Origin of the sequence: Terrimonas alba (assembly GCF_042434975.1) — a bacterium.
GTDB lineage: Bacteria > Bacteroidota > Bacteroidia > Chitinophagales > Chitinophagaceae > Terrimonas_B > Terrimonas_B alba.
Map to the genome: position 1 here is coordinate 1 of NZ_JBHMQM010000019.1, position 6,989 is coordinate 6,989.

The following is a 6,989-nucleotide window of genomic DNA, read 5'->3' on the forward strand; positions in this document are numbered from 1 at the left end:
AGCTGCTTCGCTGAAAGCCTCTGGCTTTCGCTCCCGCATCTGCTCCATCCGTGGGCACTTCGTAAATCCCGATCGTTCGACCGCAATGCCTCGCACAAGGAAAAATCCCTTCGTCCGCTTTGCGGACTCCCGGTCTTTTTCTCCTAAGCTATTGCGGTCGAACGATCGGGATTTACTTGTAAATTTATCGGGCGGTGAACTTTGTGCAAGTCACCTGCGGCGAACAAAAGGATTTACAAAATGCCCCGATAAATTTACACGTACCCACAGATTCTCGCAGCTGCTTCGCTGAAAGCCTCTGGCTTTCGCTCCCGCATCTGCTCCATCCGTGGGCACTTCGTAAATCCCGATCGTTCGACCGCAATGCCTCGCACAAGGAAAAATCCCTTCGTCCGCTTTGCGGACTCCCGGTCTTTTTCTCCTAAGCTATTGCGGTCGAACGATCGGGATTTACTTGTAAATTTATCGGGTAGTGAACTTTGTGCAAGTCACCTGCGGCGAACAAAAGGATTTACAAAATGCCCCGATAAATTTACACGTACCCACAGATTCTCGCAGCTGCTTCGCTGAAAGCCTCTGGCTTTCGCTCCCGCATCTGCTCCATCCGTGGGCACTTCGTAAATCCCGATCGTTGTGCGACATTTTAAAGCGACATCCTACTTCGAAAATATGCAAGACAAAGACATTCTAAATTTTTGGAGTTGGTTTACAAAAAACGCAAGCAGTCTTAAGTCTGACAACTATGATAAAACACTTTTAGACAAATTAGATAAAACTATTTCTAATTGGGGTTTAGTTTGGGAAGTCGGACCCGGTTTATTGAAAGAAAACTCTTTGACCATTTCACCAAACGGCGACAAAGAATTATTGAACAAGGCAAGTGACATTATTGACAAAGCACCACGGTTGGACAATTGGGAATTTTTCAACGCCAAGCAACCGAAGGAAAATTGGTATTTAGCAACATTGGTTGACAAAGGTTTTGAAATTGACGCTTCGAACTGGACTTATGTTTTATTAAAGTACGAAGACGGAAAGATTGAAATTCTATTAAAGGCTGACTCATTAGCAAACCTTGACATAGAAACAAAGGAACTTGCCGCAGACCTCATATTGACAAACTTGTTAGGCGAGAAACTTAAAATTGAAAAAATAGATTTTATAGACATTGTCGACAAGTTTGAAGATGACAAGGGAGTAACTGAATTAAAATATTTACCTGCACATTTAAGTGACAAAAGATATTTTAATTGATAAAACGTTTTTCATCGGGCGACGAAAAACGACCGCACAACATTGGGTTTTATGCAAGTTGGGCTTGATCTTATAACATCAGCTATTTGCAAATCCAAGCATCAGTTCCAGCAGACGAATAACAATCAACTTTTGTACTTAACTTCATCAACATATTTTCAATCAGCAGCGGTTATGGACAGACGGAATACTAATTCCCAACCTGCATAAAGCCCTGCCCGTTATATGCAAGCCTAAATGAAATAAATGAAAATTCCAGACTATTTAGAACAGTCGTTTACCGAAAACTTCTCATACGTTGATAAGACAAAAACCTCCTTTCGATTTTACACTGTTGACATCGGCAGTTTAACTATTGTTGAAGGGAAGATCATTGCATGCGATCCTTTTCTATACAATGGTGAAATTTCATTCACCAATGTATTTCCGCTTGGCAGATTTCCTGTTGAATTGGCAATTGCAAAAATTAACGATGACGAGCGGATAGGATTTTCGAGAATCAATTTCAGTGCAAAATCACCTTCCCGGTGGACGATGGCGGTGACCCCCGATCAAGATATTGCTTCACTTCAGCCTGGTGAAATTTTTGGCTACGGGGTTGACTCAGGGACAGGTTGCTTTATGGACGTATCGGCGGCCACGCGATTTTTGGATTTTTTGAAAGAAGACGAGGAACACAGCATTGATATAACTGATAACATGGAGGCGACATATAAGAATACTCGGTCATGGTTGGTTTGGGAAAAGGATGGTTTTAATGTTGCGATGTTTTCGACCGGGTGGGGTGATGGCTTTTATGCCAGCTACATTGGTTTTGATTCGGATGATAAAATATGTAGACTAGTAAGTGATTTCGGACTTCTTGATTGGGAGGAATAGAAGGCCTGCATATAACACGCGGCTTTGTGCCATGCTGGCGGCAGCACATATTCTCATCGATATATCGCTACTCTGCTTCAGTTCAATCAATAGATTCGCTGTTCAGCTTTGGAATATAATCTCCTATGTAAAGGTTTTCGCTGCATAGGCGGAAAAATTTTACAATGAATGATTACCATTACTATTATTTACTTACAAAATTTTTCAGCTTAATACTTTTATCACAGGTGGTTAATCTCCTATTAGCAGTCGGTATTGCCGCTGCAATTTTTTATCAATCCCTGAAAGTAATAGTATAAGGCTGCAGGCTCAGCTGAGCAGTATGTTGCAACTGCAGAATATATTAAGCAGTCCTTATACCTGTTTATAATTACCTTTCTGTGATAGGAATAATTGAAAGAACATTTAATTTTGGTTACCAGCCTCAAGAGGAAGCAGGCTCTGCTGAAGAGCAACCTGCCAGCAATAAGGCTGATACTTATACGGTAATAATGAGCAGTCAGCAATGACTGCTTTTTTCCTTATTACCGGTAAGTCACATGGCTTAAAAAACTTAATGTCTGTCTGTTTTTCATGCTACTACTCCTTTTTGATATTCTATACCGGTTAATAATACTGCACGCAGCCGGCGCAATAATTTCCGGGCAATTCGAATGATAGCATGCACACCTTTCATTCTTTTAGTGAGCTCCTGATAACTATTCATCAATGCAGGGTCTACTCGTATGGCCTGCCAGGCGGCTTCAATCAAAGCGCTGCGCAATTGTTTATGACGTCTTGTTGTAATGCCCCGGTCTCGATCTGTTTCACCACTGCTATCTGTGTCGGGGCAAAATCCGATAAAGTCATTTAATGCATCAAATCCTTTAAAGCGGTTAAGGTCTCCTGCTTCCAGCAAAAACTGTATAGCTGTAGTAGGTCCAATGCCAGGTACGCTGGTAGCTAATTTTACTTTTGCTGCATATTTGCCATTTCTTAAATCCCGTAATTTTTTTTCTGCTTTTAATAATAGTTGCCGCAGTAATTTCATTTGATCCAGCATCAGCAATAGTGTATCTGCCAATAGTTCATCTTTGGATGCCTGCTGTTCTATCCAGGTCAAAAAATTCCGGCTCCAGTTATTCTTTGCATATTGTACCGGCATCTCTATACCCTGATATTTGAATAAACTCTTTATGCGATTTTTGCTTCTGTTAATGTCTCGCATCAACCGGGCACGGTAGCGGATCAGATTTCTCTCTTTTTGAATGGTTTCGTCAGGTACATGAATCCCCTTCAGTTCACCGGCTGCAAGAGTCCGGGCCAATTTTAAAGCATCTACTTTATCCGTTTTTCTTTTTCTCTCTTTATCACTGGTGGATACATCGGCAGCATGCACTACCATGCACTGCATGCCGGCTGCCGTTAACCTACGCTGCAAATTAAAACCCCACGCACAGCTCTCATATACACATTTAAATTCCGCTCCCGGATAATGACTATGCAAATGTTTAATCAATAAATCACTATTGGCTGCCATGCGATGATTTCCCAAACAAATGCCGTTATGCACTTTTGCTACCTGGTAATCTTTTTGATGAACATCTATCCCTACATAAATGAGTTGACCTGAAAAATCAATTATCATTCTACCTTTGATCCGGGTTTCGGATGTGGCTGAAGTCTGCTGTTTCATAATTTTAAATTTTGAGTTAATAATCAGCAAAACTCTTCCTTGCAGCCGATCTTCGGACTGCTGCCGCTCCGAAACCTTTTACATAAAGACTCAACTTGTGTTCTACTATCAGCGGCATATCCAGCAGACGTAACACAGATGAACTTTTGTAGTAACAATCAACATCAGTAACTTTAATCGGCTTCAGTTGTCGGCTGACAGTATTTCAAATGCCCGCCCGACCGCCAAGCCGAAACCGTTCGACCGCAATGCCTTGCACAAGGAAAAATCCCTTCGTCCGCTTTGCGGACTCCCGGTCTTTTTCTCCTAAGCTATTGCGGTCGAACGATCGGGATTTACTTGTAAATTTATCGGGCGGTGAACTTTGTGCAAGTCACCTGCGGTGAACATGAGGATTTACAAAATGCCCCGATAAATTTCCACGTACCCACAGATTCTCGCAGCTGCTTCGCTGAAAGCCTCTGGCTTTCGCTCCCGCATCTGCTCCATCCGTGGGCACTTCGTAAATCCCGATCGTTACCAGCCATATTAACAGACGACACAAACTATGTTCGGACTATTTAGTAAAAAGACATATCAACCGACCGTAACGCCAGAAGACAAAGACTGGGTTGAGAAAAATATTATTTGGTTTATTGAAGTATTCGGACTTGACAAATTGAAAGAGCGACCTTTTATTGCACCAACAACCGAAAATTTTCCTTACACTAACCTCAAGGACACAGACCAATTTCAAAAACTCTTTGAACAGCTTTGCAAGTATTGGGACTTAAACCCTAATGAAATCATTGTAAAGTTTTTTGACGACATTAAATCAAAACAATGGACGACTTGGATGCCACACGGAAAATTCAACGAGCCAGGCGGACTTTATAACCAAATCCACACGACAGACGAAAAGCGTTACAATATTCAAATAGCAAAATCAAACCTTGACAATCCACAACTTTTAGTAGCTGTAATTGCTCACGAACTTGCACACGTAAAACTTTTAGGCGGAAATTACATTAACAGAAATGACGCTGATATGGAACCGCTGACTGATTTGGCAAGCATCTATTTCGGTTTTGGTGTTTTTGTTGCAAATAGCGTTCAGACAAAAGACATTTATTGGGTTAGCCGTTCAGGTTATCTTCCTAATCAATTAATAAGTTATGCAAATGCCTTAATATGCTACATAACGGCACATAATGCAAACAATTACCACTCTGTATTAAACTCTAATACTAAAGACCTATTCAAGAAGGATTTTGAATTTTTGAGCAATACCAACGAAACAGAGTTAACAAAATCCAAAGTTTCAGAAAGCGAACTGACTTTTAAAATTAGCAAACAAATTACTGACGGTTTTGAAAAAAGAAACTTTGAAGATGTAATTCAAGGCAGCAAAAATCTTCTTGAAACTAATCCTAAAAATATTGCAGCGTTTAATAATATCGGATATGCTTTGCTTCAACAAAAAAAATATCAAGAAGCAATAGACCAGTTTACCAAAGCAATTGACATTGACCCATATTGGGATTATCCCTATAACAATCGCGGTTACTGCAAACTTCAACTCGGTGACATTGACAATGCTTATGCTGACTTATTTCATTCCTTTGAAATGAACCCCGACAATTCCTTTTCGTGGCGGAACATGGGAGTATACTATTTGACAACAAACGAATTTGAAAAGGCATTACAACATTTTGAAGAAGCAGAAAAAATAGACCCGAAAACTGAACTAATAAACTTTTATCTTGGCAAGACACATTTAAAAATTGATAACACCGACAAATCAAAGCAGTATTTAGACAAATCCGCAGAATTAAATGAATATAATGACTCAACGACAGAATAGAAATACGGCTGGTAACACGGGTTTCTGCAAGTGGGGCGCGACGTTGTTACATCAGCTTCTTGCAAATCCCGGCCTCGGTTTCGGCTGTACGAACAACGCCCAGCATCAGAACAAACAATGAACTTTTAATTATAAATTTAGCTTCGGTTACGGTCTGACGATTTACAAATACCGCCACATCGCCAAGCCGTGTCCGTTGGTGGCAAGTTGTCGGATACCTCATTATGCAAAAAGAGATTTTATCGCATCTTTCTTAAAAAAAATTATAAAACATGAAACAACTTTTTATTTTTTTAATTGCTTTTGCTGCGACACAATCATTTGGACAAAGTAAGGGGATTTTGGTATCAAGCGGACAAATATCACCATCTACAACAATCATAATTGACGGATGCAATTTTGACTTAGTAGCAAAAGACAACGATACAATTTATTTGACTACTAACGATAAGAAATTTCAAACACCCGAAGGCTATAAAGTCGGTGTAAAGTTTTCGGAGTTACCTCAAAACATTCAAAGCAAATTGACTAAAGAACCTGGTTGGGGTTATTATTATAAATTGTCGTCCGGCTGGACATTGGGATTTTGTGAAGGCAATTCCTGTACAGACAACTACCCAAAATCTGACTCCAAAGTAAAATGGATATTCAAACGACAAACAGAGATACTTAGATTAAGCAAGGGATGGGAAGGGCCGATAGGTAAGACACAGGGCATTTTGTCGGACACGGTAAAACCGAAAAACAGAGATACAGCATTGCGTGTTATTTATGCAGACAGGAATAAACCTGAACGACAGCCCGCTATTTTTATTAACGGGAAATATGTGATGAACCAAAACATCTTCACCACCTTTAATCCTAACCATATAGAAAATATAGAAGTGATTAAACGGGATACATTGATTGAGAATATTTCTTATGGCGGACAAATTTATATTAAGACAAAAAGCGATTATGCTCCTAAATTCATCTCTTTGACAGATTTGAAAGCCAAATACACAGACTTTAAAGGAAAGCCAGTGGTATTTATGGTTGACGGAAATTTTGTAAATTCCAACTATGACAATTACCTCGTTGACGAAAACAACCTTTTGACAATAATTGTTGACAAACTTGAGACGGATAAAGAAAAAATTGAACTTGGCTTAGTTAAGCTGCTGACAAAATCAGAAGAGAATATAAAAGACAGAAATAAAATAATGATTCGTGGGACAGAAGTAGTGATGAACAAATAACCTGCCACCAACATTCAGTTTTGTCAGCAGGGATGACGAACATATCCTCATCGTCTGTTTGTCTCGTCCTGAAATAGGTTTACACTAAAAAGTAAACGAA

General features: G+C 39.8%; 6 protein-coding genes. 5 read left to right on the forward strand and 1 reads right to left on the reverse strand.

Annotated elements, in window-relative coordinates; genetic code table 11:
- The first annotated feature begins 669 nt into the window (after positions 1–669).
- The 3 genes from ACFEL9_RS25930 to ACFEL9_RS25940 all read left to right on the forward strand — a co-directional run bounded on the left by ACFEL9_RS25930 (position 670) and on the right by ACFEL9_RS25940 (position 2,642).
- Positions 670–1,254 (forward strand): hypothetical protein, encoded by a 585-nt coding sequence (locus ACFEL9_RS25930; protein ID WP_385896268.1) that lies wholly within the window; start codon positions 670–672, stop codon positions 1,252–1,254.
- Positions 1,255–1,500: 246 nt separating this feature from the next.
- Positions 1,501–2,133: a DUF4241 domain-containing protein gene (locus ACFEL9_RS25935; protein WP_385896270.1), complete on the forward strand. Its 633-nt coding sequence runs from the start codon at positions 1,501–1,503 to the stop codon at positions 2,131–2,133.
- Positions 2,134–2,513: 380 nt separating this feature from the next.
- Positions 2,514–2,642 (forward strand): hypothetical protein, encoded by a 129-nt coding sequence (locus tag ACFEL9_RS25940; protein ID WP_385896273.1) that lies wholly within the window; start codon positions 2,514–2,516, stop codon positions 2,640–2,642.
- 62 nt (positions 2,643–2,704) lie between these two features.
- On the opposite strand, the gene ACFEL9_RS25945 is transcribed toward ACFEL9_RS25940, so the two are convergent.
- A complete protein-coding gene (locus ACFEL9_RS25945) occupies positions 2,705–3,808 on the reverse strand; it encodes an IS110 family RNA-guided transposase (protein ID WP_385896275.1) in 1,104 nt (367 codons plus the stop codon).
- A gap of 547 nt (positions 3,809–4,355) precedes the next feature.
- On the opposite strand from ACFEL9_RS25945, the gene ACFEL9_RS25950 reads away from it, so the two are divergent.
- Both ACFEL9_RS25950 and ACFEL9_RS25955 read left to right on the forward strand, forming a co-directional pair.
- Entirely contained in the window at positions 4,356–5,651 is a 1,296-nt protein-coding gene (locus tag ACFEL9_RS25950) for a tetratricopeptide repeat protein (RefSeq protein ID WP_385896277.1), read from the forward strand.
- 272 nt (positions 5,652–5,923) lie between these two features.
- A complete protein-coding gene (locus tag ACFEL9_RS25955; protein ID WP_385896280.1) occupies positions 5,924–6,889 on the forward strand; it encodes a hypothetical protein in 966 nt (321 codons plus the stop codon).
- Positions 6,890–6,989: the final 100 nt, after the last annotated feature.